The sequence below is a fragment of the Flavihumibacter profundi genome, assembly GCF_020076305.1.
Classification (GTDB): Bacteria; Bacteroidota; Bacteroidia; order Chitinophagales; family Chitinophagaceae; genus Flavihumibacter; species Flavihumibacter profundi.
The window spans coordinates 796096-812688 of record NZ_JAIQXE010000002.1 but is presented as its reverse complement, the minus strand read 5'-3'; the positions used below and the strand labels follow the sequence as shown (position 1 = coordinate 812688).

The window sequence follows — 16593 nt, the reverse complement described above, 5'->3', positions numbered from 1 at the left end:
CTTATTGCTCCTCCTCAACCCCACGGTATGCTTTGATAAAAATTGCGCCCAGGTTCTTGTATGGAGGGATATAATCGTCAAACCGATCCTTGCTTTCCCCGGTGAACTGCTTGCTTAACTCACCCCACATGGGTATCCAATCAATATCATGGCCACTCCGGAGGTTGTTATTGATGGCACTCAGGATAGGTTCATTCACGGTACGGGTACCAATTTGCTTGGAAGAAATGATATGGGCATCAGGACTGATCAGCAAAACTTCATTAAGGTTGTTGTAGCCGCCGCAAGAACCCAGGATAACAATCCTCGCCGAGGGTGTAATTTGGTCCAGGGATGATTTTACATGATAGCTATGCCCGCGATGGATATAAATAGTAGGTTCCAATCCGTTTTTATCAAAATATTCCCGCAACTTAACCTGAGCTTTGGTATCAGGATCATCTTCCCCGTACAAAGGCTTATTGGCAAATATCCAAACCGGTTTGCCCTTGGTTGATTTTATAGTGACAAAATCGGGGTTTTCGGTAATTGCCCAATCTGCCTTCCCTTTAAACAGGGTCATGAAATTATTATAGGAATTTTGCCCGTCTTTATCTTCATCCCCGTAAAAAAACACCTGCTGGATAATCCTTCCTGCAGTATCTAAAAGCCGGTCATAAGACACTTTATAAACAGGGGGTATGCCCAATAATGTCGAAACATCCGTCTTATTGGTGGAATCTGCAGATTCAAAAAGTGTTTTTTCTATGAAATAAACTTTCTGGCCATTGGGGTCACCGTTTTTCAGGCAACGGTCATAATTCCATCTGGCATCCTGCATCATCCTATCGGATAATATCTTGTTTTTTTCATAAATACTGCTATAAGCATCTGCCACATCCACCGCATCTTCAACGGATTTAAGCGTGGTGGTTTTTTCCAAACCAAACATGAATGATTTCATCAGCACAGTGGCATTGGAATCCGGCATCAGTTTTAACAGGGTATCCAGTTCATTATAACCCGCGGCCATTTTGATGAACTTCCTGAAATAATCAAAATTCATTGTCATTAAAAGGCTATCTGTAGGTGTTCCTTTCAGTCGCTGGATAATCCTTTTAAAAACACCCCGGTAACTTGATGTGTAAATTTCATCTTCGCCCAAAACACAGAGGTAATAAAGCTCCTGGGGTGACAATGGGTCCAATACTTTAAAGCGGACTGGGTCAGGTGAAGTATGCAAGCCGTTTATCTGGCTGATATAATACTGGCGGGCTTTAAACTCCATCCGTTCAACCAGGGCTTTGCTTTCCATTGGGGTATCCTTCTGTAACATCCTGCTGGTATGCTGCAGCCTGGTTTTAACCATCAGGCGGTAATATTCGAGGTCGTTGTCTTTAACTTTATCAATATCGTCAAAGCTTATTTTCCCGCGATAGATATCATCAATAAAGGGGAAATATAGTTGCCCGCTTTTACTTGCTGCCATTTCTGCGATCACTTTCACCACGGAATCGGGATGGTTGCGGATATAACGGGCAAGCGCATCATTTGCTGCAGCATAATCGTACACTTTCCTGGGATCACGACGGGCTTCGGCAGCAATCAGGCTATCCCGTTTAGGGTAAGTAAAATTAGTTTTCAGGAAAGGCATTGTCTTCTCAGGATATAACTGAAGGTATTTCATCGTCAGTATTTCCTTACTGGCCGGAACGCCCCTGTTCTCAGGATAACTGAAACAATCAACCAGGGTTTTACCTACCCAGTAATGCTGGTCACGTACAATTCCCTCAATGCTTTTATTCTGGCGGTCAAGGTTCATTGCCGCTTCAAAACTTTTCACCATTTCAGGTGCAAGAGCAGAAGAAAAAGTCCTGGTTTTAACACCCTGGCCAATTTGCCTTACCAGTATTTCAAGGCCTTTCAGGTATTTTTTCTTCTCGTTATCTTTTAAGGCGCTGTCGAGTTCAATATTCTGCTGCATGTCATCAACCATTTCCAGCACTGCATATTTTACCTGGCCATTAAAAGCTTCGTCTTTGGTAATGGGAATATAACCCCTGATATAAGAACCAGGCTGTGTATATAATTTTTTCTGCTCCTTGTCAATATTTTCATGAAAAATCAACCTTCCCCGGTCAATTGCATAAACCGGTGCTGAAGTTTGGGCAGATATATGCTGGAATAAGATAACCAGCAAAATAAAAGATATCAGTTTCTTCATAGATATGAGCCTTAATATAAATGTACTCAGAAATAGAAAGAACGTCATAACATTGTAATAACGTATGTAGGCCCTTAACAATTTCATAATCGCCTGAAAATTGGCAGGTTAGCGCAGTAGGTTACCTTTGTATAAAGAAATTGTTAATGGATACAAAAGGCAAAAAGATCTTAATTGCGGACGATGAGCCGGATATCCTGGAAATTATCCAGTATAATCTGCAGGGGGAAGGATACGAGGTATATACTGCCAGGGACGGCGATGAGGCCTTGATGAGGGCCAAGCAGATAAAGCCCGACCTGATTATCCTGGATATAATGATGCCCAAAAAAACAGGTGTCGAAGTATGTGAAATCCTTCGTACCCAACCTTCATTTAAAGATACCCTTATTATTTTCCTTACCGCCCTGAGCGATGAGTCCTCGCAGCTGAAGGGGCTGGATACAGGTGCCGATGATTATGTAAATAAGCCGATCAGTCCAAAGTTGCTGCTAAGCAGGGTAAATGCATTATTCAGAAGGGTTAATAAAAAAGAAGCTGCAACCAACAGCGTACTGCATATCGATAACATGATTATCGACCCGGTAAAATTCATTGTTATGGTGGATGCAGAAGAAAAAACACTGGCAAAAAAAGAATTCGAACTATTGTATTTACTGGCTTCCCGGCCAGGACGGGTTTTCCTCAGGAATGAAATCTTAAACCAGGTTTGGGGCAATGATGTTATAGTTGGAGATCGTACAATTGATGTGCATATCCGCAAAATCAGGCAAAAACTTGGTCTTGATTGTATAACGACCGTTAAAGGGGTCGGATACAAATTCAGCCTGTAACCTTTTTAACAGTTCTGGGTATCTTCGCTACACCATGTTTAACTTAAAAAACCTTTCCCCAAGCCAGGTATCGGCAGTATTGGCATTAGCTATTTCGGCACTGGTTGGACTGGCTAACCTTATTCTGGTAAAATCATGGCTGATTGCGCTGGCTTCATTCCTGGTTTTGTTCCTGGTCGCTTACCTCCTGATTTTTTATTTTCTCCAGCAGTTTATATACCGGAGGATAAAACTGATATATAAATTCATCTACCAGACCAAGGCAACAAAACGGGAAGAGTTTTATAATAAATATATCATTCCCCAAAAAAGTATTGATGAAGTTAAGGAAGATGTAGAAAAATGGGCCGAACAGCGCCAGGGCGAAATAGAAGTTTTACAAAAAAATGAAGCTTACCGAAAAGAGTTTTTACAGAACCTGGCGCATGAATTCAAGACCCCAATTTTCGCTATCCAGGGTTATGTAGACACATTGCTGGGCGGGGCAATGGAAAACCCGGAAGTGCGAAAGAAGTTCCTGGAAAATACCAGCCGTAATGTAGACAGGCTGGTGAACCTAATGAATGACCTTGATGAAATTTCAAGGCTTGAAACCGGGGAACAGGTTTTATATCGCCAGTATTTTGTTATACAGGACCTTATCAGGGAGGTTATTGAATCACTTTCACTGAAACTCAACCAAAAGCAGATCGTGGCATCTATAAAAAAAGGTTGTGAGTCGCCGATTTATGTATTTGCAGATAAGGAAAAAATCCGCCAGGTATTGATTAACCTGATCGAGAATGGGTCAAAATATGGCAAACCAGGAGGAACAATTGTGGCCAGTATTTACAAAACCGATGAATTTAAAGTACTTATTGAAATACGTGATGATGGTATTGGTATTGAGGAAGAACACCTGCACCGCATTTTTGAACGATTTTACCGTACAGATAAAGCAAGAAGCCGTGATAAAGGTGGCACCGGGCTTGGATTAGCCATCTGCAAACATATTATCGAAGCCCATGGTGAATCGATGCATGTACGCAGCAAACCAGATGTAGGCACCACTATAGGATTTACCCTGTCTGCCCACAAAGAGTAAAGCACTTAGAAGCGAAACTGCAGGCGACAGGTCAATACATTATCCTTTAAATCTGTGGTATAACCATCGAGACCAGTTTTCTCATTGGTCACAAAATCATACCACAGTATCAGTTTCAGGTTATCACTTAAATAATTCAGGTATCCCAATCCAAGTGTATTGTATTTAATATCCGCACTATGGAAATTGCCATCGCCCTGGGCAATCTCGTTACCCTTCACATTAGTATTCGGATCATATATATCATATTTCAGGCCAACCTGGTGATTCCCCATTCGATGCAATAAATAGAAAAAAGCACCATTGAAATGTCTGCTGTACAATGGTTCCGCAGTACTAAAAGGCGGGGTTTCGCTGGTATTGGCTACACTTGTCTGCACTCCCTGCCAATATTCAGCCCTGAAAACTGTTGTGCTTTTTGGGTGTTTGAATTCCAATTGCATATCAGCGCCCGCATAATGCCTTGGTGCTTTGGAGCCTATATTAGCAGTATTGGAATCGACTACAAATCCGGATCCTTTGCCGCTGCCATTCATAGTATAAATATATTGGCTGTTCTGCTGGAATCCCCCATTCAGGTAAGAAATGCCTGCTGAAAATTTAATCTTAGGTGTCAGGAATTGCGGCTTAACCCCTGCCCGGGCAATAAAATCTTTATATGAATCATATTCGCCCAGACCGGTTATGCCCTGGCCATTGAATATGCCGGCATCAATTTTTAGCCAATTCAGTTTATTCGTTATCTGGCGGGGTTCGAAACTAACCATTACCCCGAGGTCACGTTCTGCCTTCATAAGAGTCTGAGACATCCGGCCCCTTTCCGGAGATTCCCGCTCCATAGAAGAAAGGTTCACCTCATAGCCAAATGGCCGTGCAAATACACCCGTGGTTAAGGCGAACATCTGGTATTTATTTTCAAATATCCTACCCCAGACATCGCGGATGGTAACACTACGTTCAGTTCCTTCGAGCTGGAAAACAAATTGAAAACCAAATTTTTCCTCCCTGTTTATGCGGGCATAATCCACGCGGACCCGGGCCCTTCTCAGGATAAACCTGTTATTCACATTTGGGGGGAAATCCGGACCGGCAAAAGTTTTGGCGCCCTTCTCCTGTATATACTGAAACTGCGGCTGGATGTACCCTGATAACCTCAGGTAATTATAGTTCTGGTAAAGGCCCAGCATGTTCTTACCCATATCCTTGGTGGTATCTACCATATCCATTAAAAACTGCCCCTGGGAACGGGCGGAGAAGATCAAAATACAGGAAGTAATTACTGCAGATCTTGCCACAACCGACCTTGACAGTTTTAATTTCATATTAATTTATTGTTAACCGGGCGCAAAGGTAACCGGCGCGGAAATGTGGGTTACCTGGGCTATGTTAAGGAATTATTACCAAAATAAAGGTTGAATATATTCCCTAATCCTTTCCAGGAAGGAAAAAACAGGAGGGAAAGCCCATTGTTAAGAAATTATTATCAAACTGCGAAAGCCCCTTAAGGAGTATAAACGGCCTATTTTTGCGCAAAATTCACGTATGTCACTTTCTTCCATCCTCAAAATCTTCACCCCAAAGGATAGGGTTTTTTATTCTCTGTTTGAAGAAGTAGCCAATACGGTTGCGAAAATGGGCAAGCTGATGAAGGAAGTAGTCAGCGAGTTTGATTTTGATAAAAGGGCAGCGCTGATTGCAAAAATGGAAGACCTTGAGCATGTAAATGACGAGTTGACCCACAATATATTCACCGAATTAGGCCGAAACTTTATCACCCCATTTGACCGCGAGGATATCCACTACCTGGCAAGCTCTTTAGATGATATATGTGATTACATATTTGCATCAGCAAAAAAAATCAATTTTTACAGGGTTAACCCCAACGATCCCGGCATTCAGAAAATGGCCGACCTTATAGAACAGAGTGCAGACCAAATACGGAAAGCCGTCATTGAATTGCGCAATATGAAAAACATGCGCCTTATCACTGATGCACTAGTAAAAGTGAATAGTATTGAAAACCAGGCTGATGATATATTCGACCTTAGCATTGACCGCTTATTCGAAACCGAACCAGATGCAAAAGAGGTGATCAAGAAGCGGGAAATTTACCAGGTGATGGAAATCGTTACTGATAAATGTGAAGATGCTGCAAATGTGATAGAGAGTATAATTATTAAGTACGCATAAAAGTGAGCGGTAAGCAGTTAACCCTAACCCGAATTCCACTCAACTATTCTATATGACCTTTCTCGTCATCATTATCATTTTTGCGCTTGTTTTCGATTTTATCAACGGATTTCATGATGCGGCCAACTCCATTGCCACTATTGTATCCACAAAGGTATTAACTCCCTTCCAGGCTGTATTATGGGCTGCAGTATTCAATTTTGCGGCTTTCTTCATATCAAAATACTGGATCGGTGAATTCAAAATCGGCAATACTGTTGCCAAATGGGTCAATGAAGATTTCATCAACCTGGATGTCGTTTTTGCAGGCCTTATTGCTGCCATTATCTGGAACCTTTTAACCTGGTGGTTTGGGATACCCTCAAGTTCCTCGCATACTTTAATGGGCGGGTTTCTTGGAGCGGCACTTGCCCATGCAGGCGGATTAACGGCAAATGGCCATAATGTTATAAACTATGCCAAAGTTGTCCCTACATTCCTTTTCATTTTCCTGGCTCCGTTTATTGGTATGATCATCGCTTACATTATTACCGTGATCATTTTAAATATATGCCGTAAAGCCCTTCCATACAAAGCTGAAAAGTGGTTCAGAAGGTTACAGTTAATATCTTCAGCCATGTTTAGCCTTGGCCATGGCGGTAACGATGCCCAGAAAGTAATGGGTATTATTGGTGCAGCAGTTATATATGTTGAAGTACATAATGGTAACCAGGCTTATACATCTCTTGAAGCAGCACAAAGATTTTCTCATTTCGTGAATGATTATTGGTGGGTGCCTGTAGCCAGTTTTACGGCAATAGCCTTTGGGACTTTAAGCGGCGGGTGGAAAATTGTAAAGACAATGGGAACCCGTATTACTAAAGTAACCCCGCTGGAAGGAGTTGCAGCGGAATCTGCTGGCGCTGCAACTCTGTATCTTGCGGAAGCAGCGGGAATTCCGGTTAGCACAACGCATACCATTACAGGTGCCATCATTGGAGTAGGCGCTACCAAAAGATTATCTGCAGTTCGGTGGGGGGTAACCATTAACCTGTTATGGGCCTGGATTCTTACCATTCCTGTGAGTGCTGCTTTGGCAGCGGTAACTTATTATTTGCTAAAACTCTTTATGTAAATAGCTAACCCCGTCGAACCAGACGGGGTTTTTAATTATCTTGGGTCCTCATTTACTTTACCAATGAAAGGAATTGTCCTGGCCGGGGGCTCCGGAACCCGCCTCCATCCGATAACATATGCAATCAGTAAGCAGATTATGCCGGTTTATGATAAGCCCATGATCTATTACCCCCTGTCAACACTAATGATGGCAGGCATTAAAGATATCCTGATCATTTCAACACCCCATGACCTTCCCCTGTTCAGGAAACTATTTGGTGATGGTTCCCAACTTGGCATCAGTATATCCTATGCAGAGCAGGCTGTTCCCAATGGACTGGCGCAGGCATTTGTTATTGGCGAATCATTTATCGGAACTGATAAAGTAGCCCTCGTTTTAGGAGATAATATTTTTTATGGTGCTGGTCTCGGCGAGCAACTTACCAAAAACACCAACCCTGATGGTGGTATCGTTTACGCATACCATGTAAGTGACCCGGAACGATATGGGGTTGTTGCCTTCGACAAACAAAATAATGTCCTGTCTATTGAAGAAAAACCAGCCAAACCTAAAAGTAATTTCGCTGTACCCGGACTATACTTCTATGACAATGAAGTAATTGCTATCGCTAAAGCTCTTCAGCCCAGTCCAAGGGGTGAATATGAAATTACTGACGTAAATAAGGAATACCTGCGCCGTGGAAAATTAAGGGTATCCATAATGGACCGGGGCACTGCCTGGCTAGATACCGGCACTTTTGACTCCCTGATGCAGGCATCACAATTTGTTCAGGTCATTGAACAAAGACAGGGAATAAAAATCGCCTGCATAGAAGAAATCGCCTGGCGAAAAGGATTTATTACCACCGAACAACTGGAAAAAATCGCCCAACCCCTGCTGAAAAGCGGCTATGGCCAGTACCTGACGGGAATAATCGCTGAAAACAATTATGTATAACCGAAAATAAGCGTACAGAAAATGAGTAAAATACTTGTAACAGGAGGATGCGGCTATATCGGGTCTCACACTTTAGTGGATCTTGTAGAGAATGGATTTGAAGTTATCTCGGTAGATAACAACTCAAGGTCTTCACCAAGGATCCTTGAAGGCGTTGAAAAAATAACCGGGCAAAAAATAAAAAATTATAAAGTTGACCTCTGCAACTTTGACGATACCTATGCCATTTTCCAGGAGAACGATGATATCACCGGAATTATCCACTTCGCCGCATATAAATCAGTTAGCGAATCGGTGGCACAACCGATCATGTATTTCGAGAACAACCTGGTAAGCCTGCTGAACCTGCTGAAATGCGTACAGGAATTCAAAATCCCTTATTTCGTTTTCTCTTCCTCCTGCACCGTCTATGGGAATCCTGATGTTATTCCGGTTACCGAAAGCACACCGCCCAAGCCAGCTGAATCACCTTATGGCTACACAAAACAAATGGGAGAACAGATCATCAGTGAGTTCGCGAAGGTGAATCCGACGCAATGCATTTTATTGCGGTATTTCAACCCGGTTGGCGCACATCCCAGCATTCAGATCGGCGAATTGCCAATTGGCAGACCAGCGAACCTGGTTCCGGCCATTACCCAAACGGCTATTGGTAAACTTCCGCAAATGACTGTATTTGGAAATGATTACGATACGCGCGATGGAAGTTGCCTGCGCGATTTCATACACGTTTCAGATATCGCACACGCACATACGCTATCATTGGAATACCTGCTAAAAGGAAAGTCCCAGAAATTTTGCGAGGTATTTAACCTCGGAAGCGGAAATGGGGTAACTGTCCTGGAGGCCATCAGGGCCTTTGAAAAAGTGAGTAATATGGCGTTAAACTATTGTATAGGACCGCGCCGTCCGGGAGACGTGGTTGCTATTTATGCAAATAACGAACATGCTGTTAAGGAACTTGGCTGGAAAATCAAGTATTCCCTGGAAGATATGATGGACACTGCCTGGAAATGGGAACGCCGGATTCATGAAGACGAGGCATTATTCCATATCCAGGATGCAAAACTGAATTAACCTTACCTTTGTGCCGCTTAAAATTGTAAAACAGCCTTAACATGTTAAAAGATATCCAGGTTACCGGCAAAAAAGATACCCGCAGCGGATTTGGCGATGGCATCACAGAATTAGGCCGTACCAATAAAAATGTTGTTGCCCTTACTGCAGACCTTGCCGGTTCATTGAAACTGAACCAGTTCATTAAAGAGAATCCCGACCGTTTTATACAATGCGGAATTGCAGAAGCCAATATGATAGGCATTGCAGCCGGACTTACCATTGGCGGAAAAATTCCTTTCACTACAACGTTTGCCAATTTTTCTACAGGCAGAGTGTACGACCAAATCAGGCAATCAGTAGCCTATTCGGGCAAAAATGTAAAGATCTGTGCTTCCCATGCCGGTTTAACGCTTGGTGAAGATGGTGCAACCCACCAGATCCTTGAAGATATCGGGATGATGAAAATGCTTCCCGGTATGATGGTTGTGGTTCCCTGCGATTATGCGCAAACTAAAGCGGCCACCCTGGCTATAGCAGATTACGAGGGTCCCGTTTACCTTCGTTTTGGAAGGCCGGTTTGGCCTATTTTTACAGAAGGCCTGCCTTTCGAACTGGGCAAGGCACAGGTTTTTAGCGAAGGCAAGGATGTAAGTATTTTTGCGTGCGGTCATATGGTTTGGAATGCCATAGAAGCCGGCAGGATCCTGGAAGAAAAAGGTATCAGCGTTGAAGTGATCAATATACATACCATTAAGCCACTTGATACCGAAGCCATCCTGAAATCCATTACCAAAACCCGTTGCGCAGTAACCGTTGAAGAGCATAATGTACTCGGTGGGTTGGGAGACAGTGTGGCCCAGGTTGCTGCCCGTCATTTGCCAACCCCAATCGAATATATTGGCACCAACGATACTTTTGGTGAAAGTGGAACGCCTATGCAATTACTCGAAAAATATGGCCTGGGCACCGATAAGATTGTAGAAGCTGCAGAAAAAGCAATTAAGCGGAAGTCGTGAACATGACTTAAATTCAAACATATTAAAGCTACCATTTTACGGGTAGCTTTTTTCTTCCCCCTAATTCACCATTCACTATTCCCCCCGATTAAACTTCTGCATCCTTCGATAGTCCTATATTTATCCAACTAAACTATTTGCATGTCGATGGCCCTCGAAGACAGTGAACTGCTTAATATGTTCCGGACGCCCGCGTCTAAGGAAAAAGCCTATACCGCTATTATAAGGAAATACCAGGAAAGGCTATATTGGCATGTTCGCCGAATGCTGGTGGACCACGATGACAGTAATGATGTTTTACAAAACGTATTCATCAGGGTCTGGAATGGACTGGAGAATTTCAGGGAAGATGCCCGGTTATTTACCTGGTTGTACCGGGTTGCCACAAACGAATGCCTCACTTTCCTGGAACAAAAGAAGAAAAGGGCTGCTGTGCCATTGGGGGATGTTGAAGAAGGGCTAAGCAACCAGGTAAAAGCAGACAAAGACTTTGATGCAAATAAAATAGAATGGAAACTACAACTGGCAATCCAAAAACTACCTGAAAAACAAAGAGTTGTGTTTAACTTACGGTATTATGACGAAATGCCCTATGAAGAAATGAGCAGGGTATTGGATACATCAGAAGGCGCATTGAAAGCCTCATACCATCACGCTGTAAAAAAAATTGAAGATTATATCCTGAATTCTTAAACTTTTTAACAAATTAATAGTCTAACAGGCAATGACTCCCGACAACCCCATATTAGCAGAACTGCAAGGCATTAGTCCGGCTTTGGCCCTTGCGCCAAGGCAGTTGCCGTATGCCGTACCTGTCGGGTATTTTGAAAGCTTGCCTGGATTAATCCTGAACAGGGTAAAATTTACAGATCACCCAATGGAGGAATTAACCAGCCTATCCCCTTTATTGGCTGGTGTTTCAAAAAAACTACCCTATCGATTACCAGAGGGTTATTTTGAACAAATTACTGATGAGATCAATGCCGGGGTATCGGCAATTGAACAAACTAAAGAGGTTTTGGAAACACTCCATCCCGTACTGGAGGCTGCCCGGTTTAGTAATCCATACAGAGTCCCTGAAAATTATTTTGAAGAGCTTCCGGCTATATTACTGGAAAAAATCCCACAGCCCGGCAGGCTTATTTCCATTAGCCAGCGCTGGTTCCGCTTTGCAGTTGCGGCATCCCTTGCCGGATGCATTGCAATTGCAGGATGGCTGTACTATGGTCAATCTTCGACATACAATACCGTCAATGGAAGCCTGGCGGTTCAACTTGAACAGGAAATAAGCCAACTCAGTGACCAGGCCATTTTTGAATTTGCCGATTCAACACAGGCGATATTTTACGGAAGTACTGCGAACAATGAAGAAGAGATAAATGCCAGCGATATGCATATTATGCTGGAAGAAGTTAGTGATGACGCGCTTCAGCAATACTTGTCCGACCAACCTGGAAAACCTCTGCAACAGACGAACTAAAGTATAGCCATGAAATTGATTTATACAATATTGGGGATGATATTTTTCTTTAGTACTTCGGTAGTTGCGCAACCACCCCGTGATGGTGAAAGACTAGAAGCACTTAAAATCGCGTACCTGACTAAAAAACTCAATCTTACAACTGAAGAAGCCCAGCGGTTCTGGCCCGTTTATAATCAATACATGGCAGACCTGAAAAAAATCAGGGTAGACAATAGTGGTGCCGATGAACTTGAAAAAGATGAGAAAATACTGGGAACAAGAAAAAAATACCAGGGTGATTTTTCCAAAGCCCTTTCACCAGAACGGGCTAATGAGTTTTTCAAAGCAGAAAAAGAGTTTAATGGGTTTGTAGCCAGGGAATTACAGGAAAGAAGGCTACAAAAGCAGGATGGCAAGATGAGGAACAGGGATTTCCGCCCCTGATCCAGCCACTAGCCGGCACGATAAACAGGTGTTTTAATATCGTGGTAAAATAGAAATTCCCAGCCGGCTTCCTGGCCTTCCAGCCACCATTGCTGCCTTAACTCCATCGCTTTTTTACCATCATAATCGTATTTCGCTATAAAACGACTCTTCATTTGCTGCAACTGCGGAGCATTGTCACCTCCGAAAAAAACCGTTTCACCCCCATCAACAATCCTGAATACCTGGTGATACGGGCAATGACCGCCAACCAGCTGGTATTGGATATATCCCCCAATAACCCCGTCCCCATCCAGCAGAACAATATTTGGCGCTTGTCTTAAGCAATCCAATTCCCCGGGCATATACGAAGGTGATCCTTTTTCAAAAGCGAAGTCAAGCTCTTTTTGCTGCACATAATATGTAGCTGCCGGAAATGATAACTCGTACCCATTTCCAGCTTTATTCAATTTGCTAACCCCACCAGCATGGTCTTTGTGCAAATGGCTCATCAAAACTTTTGTTACTTCACCCGGATTTATGCCCGCATCCATCAAATTCCGGTGTAATTGCATTACGCCATCTTTTTCAAAACCAAGCCCGGTATCGATCAACAGAACATCTTCACTGGTGACAACCACAAAAGGCTGCACTTCAACCAGTAAACTTCCTGCAGGCCTGCCCTGCAAGTCATCGGCAGCGCTATTGAACGGTACAAAATGTTTGCTATGGTCTATTGTAAATGAGCCTTCAGAAAGCGGAATAAATTTCATGCTGTGAATTCAGGATTTAGGATCAGCCGCTTACCGCAAAACCATTTGGCGATCAGCATCTAAACGGATCAAAATAAATAATAAAATTGTAAAAGTGAGTAGCGCCGTTCCACCATAACTGATGAATGGCAGCGGTATACCAATTACAGGTGCAAGCCCGATGGTCATGCAAATATTTATCGTTATATGGAAAAACAAAACGGAAGCCACCCCATATGCATAGCACCTGCTGAAAACACTTCTTTGTCGTTCTGCAATGGATATTATTCGCATCAGCAGCAGGAAATATATACCCAGCAAAGCGAAACTTCCTAAAAACCCAAAGCCTTCGCCAATAGTACAGAAAATAAAATCTGTTCTTTGTTCCGGCACAAAGTCATACCGTGTCTGGGTGCCTTTCAATAATCCTTTACCAACCAGGCCGCCACTTCCAATTGCTATTTTACTTTGCTTAACATTATAATCGCCATCTTCTTTTGTCTTTTTCCCTGCTTTCTGTTCAATTTCAAGTATCTCGCTGGCATTTTTTGGAACGTAATCCTTACCAATTGTATCATATATCCTTTTCACCTGGTAAGGCTGCAGCACTTTGTCGAAAACATAAGGAACCGCAAAACGCTGTATTCCCACACATACAAACCATATACCTGCTATCATAAATAGCAACCTTCTTTTCCTTTTAATCTGCCTGCGCAGGATGAATATTGCCGCTCCAGCAATAATCGTTAATACAATAGCCAGGGTATTAGGATCAACTACAAGGGTGGCAACCACCAAAACTGCCAGCGAAAAACCAATAATAAGAATGGCCGCAGGAAGGCCTTCACGGAACATGACGAGGAAAAATGAAAAATATACCAGGGCTAGTCCGGTTTCATGTTGCAAAATCGACAACAGTGCTGGAAAGACTGCAATTGCTGCCGCAATCAATTGTGCCCTTGTATCAGAAAAATTTGTTTCAACACGACTCAGGTATTTCGCTAATGCAAGGTTTACAAATACTTTGCAAAGTTCCGCCGGCTGCAATTGAAAACCGCCAAATCGTATTATCGACTGGGTGCCTTTTACGTCTGTGTGGAAAGGGAATACCAATAGCATTAAACCGATTCCAAATGCATACCAGAGATTAGCGGTTGCTGTAAAAAACTTACTGTCTGTAAGCAAAATAAAAACGGCGAGTACGCCACCAATACCAAAGTATAAGGTCTGGCGGCTATAATCAGTTTTGAGGGAAAGGAAGGTCTGGATCACGGGGTCGCCTTCATGGTAGGTGGCTGCGAATATGCTCATGATCCCAATGCTAACCAGGATGATATATAACCATACCAGTAACCAGTCAATGCCTTTGGATATTTCAGGTTTTCGTTGATTCATGCCTGGTAGGTATTGGAATTTGAAACAATTTTTTGCCTGCCTGGCAAGATGGCTTCGGGGCTCAGGCGGGTTACCCGGCCAACCGGTTCTTTAGGCTGTACTGGATTCAAAGGCTTTACTTCTTCAGGCTTTGGCACTGACTTCCGTAAGAAGCGTTTAATTACGCTGGTGTCCTTAGTCATTTTGAACCAGTTATAGGCCCGGATCGAATCCTGTTTGTACTGTTCCCTGACGAGGTAACCTGGCAGCAGGTCGGCATTGGAAATTCGCTCGACCTCTTTCAGCCGTTCTGTGCGCAATGTGTCATTTAAATATTTTTCCATCATAAGGGCGGCAATAGGTCCGGCCCATGTTGCACCAAACCCGGCATTCTCCACTACAACAGCAATGGCAATCTTCGGGTTCTCACGAGGTGCAAAACAAACAAACATAGAGTTGTCTTTCAGCTTGGTCCTAACACCATCGATCATCCGATAGTTCTCTGCGGTCCCGGTTTTTGCACAAACATTGATGCCGGGAATTTTTGCAACACGGGCAGTACCAATGTCAACAACGTCCTGCATACCGCTGATTACAGTTTCAAAATCGGCATCTGCAATATGGGTAAGCACTTCATTTTTTCTCCTGTACTTGTTCAGTAAAGTGTCATTTTTTGTTTCCCCGTCTATTTTGTCTACGAAGTGCGGCGTGTAGAAATATCCCTTATTGGCCACGATGCAAACAGCATTGGCCATTTGCAATGGTGTTACCAGTAATTTATCCTGGCCGATTCCAATGGTGACCATGGTACAGGAATTCCAGGAACGATTGTATTCCTTGTCATAGGCAGCAGTATCAGGCACATTTCCACCATCTTCACTGGGTAAATCAATGCCGGTTCTATGCCCGAGGTCAAATCTGGAAAGGTAATCATGCCAGCGTGTCAATCCTTCACGGCTGTCTTTAAACTTTGGGTTGTCAATGGCCAGCCGAAATGCATTGCTGAAAAAAGAGTTACAGGACCAGGCGATGGCTAGCCTTAAATTGGCCGCATGGCCTGCAAACTTTTCCGTACACTTAACCGGCCTTCGGCAACCATAATACGCACCGGCACATCCAATCCCACTTGCTGAGGTCAGGACACCTTCATCCAGCCCAACCAGGGCTCCCAAAGGTTTATAGGTTGAACCCGGCGGGTACTGGCCCTTGATGGCCCGGTTCAATAATGGCGAACTCACATCCAAAAAAAGTTTGTTGAAATTCTTTTGTTTATCGGGACCTGTCAACAAATTGGGATCGAAATTGGGACCTGAAGTCATGGCAATGATACCACCCGTTTTTGGTTCAATGGCCACCACCGCGCCAACTTTTCCACGCATCAGTTTTTCCGCCAGTTGTTGCACTTCTATATCTATGTATGTCCGCAGGTTCCTCCCGGCAATAGCAGCCGTGTCAAACTGTCCATTCTCATATTTTCCGACCAGCCTGTTTTTGTTGTCCTTAATCATATACTCCACCCCGCGTTTCCCCATCAGGACCGGTTCATAAAATTGTTCCAACCCGCTCCTGCCCACAAAATCCCCGAGCCGGTAAAAATTCTCAGACCTTTTAATGATTGCAGAATCAGCCTCCCCTATATAGCCCATGATATGTGCGGCAGCCTGGAAAGGATAAGTCCGCACCGGTCTTTCAACGAGGCTGAACCCGGGAAATTTATAAATATTTTCTTCCAGGCGGGCATGAACCAGCGGCGCCAGAAGGTCTTCGAATATACTAGGCCGGTAGCGACCATTTTTCACTATTGCATTGACAACCCTTTTCTTGAATTCGATGGTATCAATTTCAAGCAATTGGCAAAGGTAATTTGTATCAACTCCTTTTATTTGAGAAGGAGTAACCTCCAGGTCATACATGATGGTATTATTCAGAATAGCCTTACCCTTCCGGTCATAAATAATTCCACGGTCGGGATATTTTACTTTTGGATAAACAGCATTATTCAGTGCAAGCGCTTTATACTTGTTAGAAAAAAGCTGCAAATTGACTAGCTGGGCCACAATCAGCAGGAAGATCCCGGCAATGATGAGCCGGATAATAGTGGAGCGAGATTGATTAAAAACAGACATACCTGGATTTATACCTGC

15 protein-coding genes are annotated in these 16593 nt (G+C 43.4%); 10 read left to right on the top strand and 5 right to left on the bottom strand.

The window, feature by feature from the left end:
- Position 1: 1 nt before the first annotated feature.
- Positions 2-2203 (bottom strand): hypothetical protein, encoded by a 2202-nt coding sequence (locus LAQ65_RS13330; protein WP_224117468.1) that lies wholly within the window; start codon positions 2201-2203, stop codon positions 2-4.
- A 146-nt stretch (positions 2204-2349) separates the two neighbouring features.
- On the opposite strand from LAQ65_RS13330, the gene LAQ65_RS13325 reads away from it, so the two are divergent.
- Entirely contained in the window at positions 2350-3036 is a 687-nt protein-coding gene (locus LAQ65_RS13325; RefSeq protein ID WP_224117467.1) for a response regulator, read from the top strand.
- A 34-nt stretch (positions 3037-3070) separates the two neighbouring features.
- Positions 3071-4120 (top strand): sensor histidine kinase, encoded by a 1050-nt coding sequence (locus LAQ65_RS13320; protein WP_224117466.1) that lies wholly within the window; start codon positions 3071-3073, stop codon positions 4118-4120.
- Between the two features lie 5 nt (positions 4121-4125).
- Here the strand turns inward: LAQ65_RS13320 and LAQ65_RS13315 are convergent, their stop codons facing one another.
- Entirely contained in the window at positions 4126-5442 is a 1317-nt protein-coding gene (locus LAQ65_RS13315; RefSeq protein WP_224117465.1) for an OprO/OprP family phosphate-selective porin, read from the bottom strand.
- Positions 5443-5662: 220 nt separating this feature from the next.
- Between LAQ65_RS13315 and LAQ65_RS13310 the strand changes: the two genes are divergently transcribed.
- From LAQ65_RS13310 to LAQ65_RS13275, 8 genes are all read left to right on the top strand, one after another.
- Complete coding sequence (locus LAQ65_RS13310) at positions 5663-6310, top strand: DUF47 domain-containing protein (RefSeq protein ID WP_224117464.1); 648 nt, start codon at positions 5663-5665, stop codon at positions 6308-6310.
- Positions 6311-6362: 52 nt separating this feature from the next.
- Positions 6363-7424 carry an inorganic phosphate transporter gene (locus LAQ65_RS13305; RefSeq protein WP_224117463.1) on the top strand — a complete coding sequence of 354 codons (1062 nt, stop codon included), beginning with the start codon at positions 6363-6365 and terminating at the stop codon, positions 7422-7424.
- 63 nt (positions 7425-7487) lie between these two features.
- Entirely contained in the window at positions 7488-8363 is an 876-nt protein-coding gene (gene rfbA, locus LAQ65_RS13300) for a glucose-1-phosphate thymidylyltransferase RfbA (RefSeq protein ID WP_224117462.1), read from the top strand.
- 21 nt (positions 8364-8384) lie between these two features.
- Positions 8385-9440, top strand: a complete 1056-nt coding sequence (gene galE / locus LAQ65_RS13295) for a UDP-glucose 4-epimerase GalE (protein ID WP_224117461.1) — start codon at positions 8385-8387, stop codon at positions 9438-9440.
- Between the two features lie 41 nt (positions 9441-9481).
- Positions 9482-10438: a transketolase family protein gene (locus tag LAQ65_RS13290; protein ID WP_224117460.1), complete on the top strand. Its 957-nt coding sequence runs from the start codon at positions 9482-9484 to the stop codon at positions 10436-10438.
- A 141-nt stretch (positions 10439-10579) separates the two neighbouring features.
- Positions 10580-11131 carry an RNA polymerase sigma factor gene (locus LAQ65_RS13285; protein WP_224117459.1) on the top strand — a complete coding sequence of 184 codons (552 nt, stop codon included), beginning with the start codon at positions 10580-10582 and terminating at the stop codon, positions 11129-11131.
- A gap of 31 nt (positions 11132-11162) precedes the next feature.
- Positions 11163-11918 (top strand): hypothetical protein, encoded by a 756-nt coding sequence (locus tag LAQ65_RS13280; RefSeq protein ID WP_224117458.1) that lies wholly within the window; start codon positions 11163-11165, stop codon positions 11916-11918.
- Positions 11919-11927: 9 nt separating this feature from the next.
- The gene (locus LAQ65_RS13275; protein WP_224117457.1) at positions 11928-12344 is read left to right on the top strand and encodes a hypothetical protein; all 417 of its coding nucleotides are present in this window, start codon (positions 11928-11930) and stop codon (positions 12342-12344) included.
- Between the two features lie 8 nt (positions 12345-12352).
- Here the strand turns inward: LAQ65_RS13275 and LAQ65_RS13270 are convergent, their stop codons facing one another.
- The 3 genes from LAQ65_RS13270 to mrdA are packed head-to-tail and all read right to left on the bottom strand — an operon-like array spanning position 12353 to position 16575.
- Complete coding sequence (locus LAQ65_RS13270) at positions 12353-13096, bottom strand: MBL fold metallo-hydrolase (RefSeq protein WP_224117456.1); 744 nt, start codon at positions 13094-13096, stop codon at positions 12353-12355.
- 30 nt (positions 13097-13126) lie between these two features.
- Complete coding sequence (gene rodA, locus LAQ65_RS13265) at positions 13127-14470, bottom strand: rod shape-determining protein RodA (protein ID WP_224117455.1); 1344 nt, start codon at positions 14468-14470, stop codon at positions 13127-13129.
- Entirely contained in the window at positions 14467-16575 is a 2109-nt protein-coding gene (gene mrdA, locus LAQ65_RS13260; protein ID WP_224117454.1) for a penicillin-binding protein 2, read from the bottom strand. The genes rodA and mrdA overlap by 4 nt, the downstream gene beginning before the upstream one ends.
- Between the last annotated feature and the right edge of the window lie 18 nt (positions 16576-16593).

Bases quoted from the DNA above. Each gene is read 5' to 3' on its own strand.
- LAQ65_RS13330 (WP_224117468.1), bottom strand. From the start codon at position 2,203: ATGAAGAAACTGATATCTTTTATTTTGCTGGTTATCTTATTCCAGCAT.
- LAQ65_RS13325 (WP_224117467.1), top strand. From the start codon at position 2,350: ATGGATACAAAAGGCAAAAAGATCTTAATTGCGGACGATGAGCCGGAT.
- LAQ65_RS13320 (WP_224117466.1), top strand. From the start codon at position 3,071: ATGTTTAACTTAAAAAACCTTTCCCCAAGCCAGGTATCGGCAGTATTG.
- LAQ65_RS13315 (WP_224117465.1), bottom strand. From the start codon at position 5,442: ATGAAATTAAAACTGTCAAGGTCGGTTGTGGCAAGATCTGCAGTAATT.
- LAQ65_RS13310 (WP_224117464.1), top strand. From the start codon at position 5,663: ATGTCACTTTCTTCCATCCTCAAAATCTTCACCCCAAAGGATAGGGTT.
- LAQ65_RS13305 (WP_224117463.1), top strand. From the start codon at position 6,363: ATGACCTTTCTCGTCATCATTATCATTTTTGCGCTTGTTTTCGATTTT.
- rfbA (WP_224117462.1), top strand. From the start codon at position 7,488: ATGAAAGGAATTGTCCTGGCCGGGGGCTCCGGAACCCGCCTCCATCCG.
- galE (WP_224117461.1), top strand. From the start codon at position 8,385: ATGAGTAAAATACTTGTAACAGGAGGATGCGGCTATATCGGGTCTCAC.
- LAQ65_RS13290 (WP_224117460.1), top strand. From the start codon at position 9,482: ATGTTAAAAGATATCCAGGTTACCGGCAAAAAAGATACCCGCAGCGGA.
- LAQ65_RS13285 (WP_224117459.1), top strand. From the start codon at position 10,580: ATGTCGATGGCCCTCGAAGACAGTGAACTGCTTAATATGTTCCGGACG.
- LAQ65_RS13280 (WP_224117458.1), top strand. From the start codon at position 11,163: ATGACTCCCGACAACCCCATATTAGCAGAACTGCAAGGCATTAGTCCG.
- LAQ65_RS13275 (WP_224117457.1), top strand. From the start codon at position 11,928: ATGAAATTGATTTATACAATATTGGGGATGATATTTTTCTTTAGTACT.
- LAQ65_RS13270 (WP_224117456.1), bottom strand. From the start codon at position 13,096: ATGAAATTTATTCCGCTTTCTGAAGGCTCATTTACAATAGACCATAGC.
- rodA (WP_224117455.1), bottom strand. From the start codon at position 14,470: ATGAATCAACGAAAACCTGAAATATCCAAAGGCATTGACTGGTTACTG.
- mrdA (WP_224117454.1), bottom strand. From the start codon at position 16,575: ATGTCTGTTTTTAATCAATCTCGCTCCACTATTATCCGGCTCATCATT.